This window comes from Ruegeria sp. AL12, assembly GCF_056540885.1.
In genome coordinates this window covers 1-692 of the sequence record NZ_JBQFXN010000129.1, presented here as the reverse complement: position 1 = coordinate 692, position 692 = coordinate 1, and the positions used below count along the sequence as shown (strand labels likewise).

General features: G+C 55.2%; 1 protein-coding gene. It reads left to right on the top strand.

Annotated elements, in window-relative coordinates; genetic code table 11:
- The coding region (locus ACR0C6_RS21795) for a mechanosensitive ion channel family protein (protein WP_480621240.1) at window positions 1-692 on the top strand (692 nt) is incomplete at both ends.

Sequence of the window (692 nt, the reverse complement as noted above, 5' to 3'; positions counted from 1 at the left end):
TTGTACGCCGCCGGATCAACAGAACGCCGCAGATCGACCCGACACTCGGAAATTTTGCCGCCAGTGTGATCAAGTGGGCAATTCTGGCCATAGTTCTGGTCGCAGTTCTGGGGATCTTCGGGATAGAAGCCACCAGTATCGTCGCCATTCTGGGCGCTGCGTCACTGGCTGTTGGGTTGGCACTTCAGGGTACACTGAGTGATCTTGCGGCCGGTGTGATGTTGGTGGTTTTCCGACCCTACAAGCTTGGACAGTATGTGGATATCGGTGGCACGGCAGGAACCGTTATGGATCTGAGCCTGTTCACGACCGAGCTTGTGACTCCCGACAACGTGCAGATCATTGTTCCAAACGGTCAGGCATGGGGGTCGATCATAACCAATTATTCAGCCCACGACACACGTCGTGTCGATCTGGTGTTTGGAATTGATTACGGGGACAGCGCAGATACCGCCATGCAGATCATTCTGGATGTGGCCAAGGCCGACCAGCGCATTCACAGCGATCCTGAACCCTGGGTGCGGGTCACGAATCTGGGCGACAGCTCAGTCGATCTGACTGCGCGGCTATGGTGTGCGGCAGCCGATTACTGGGACGTCAAGTTCGAGCTTACGAAGGCGGTTAAAGAGGCGTTTGACGCCAAAGGTGTTTCGATTCCGTATCCGCATTCGGTCGAAATTCAAAAACAGGGG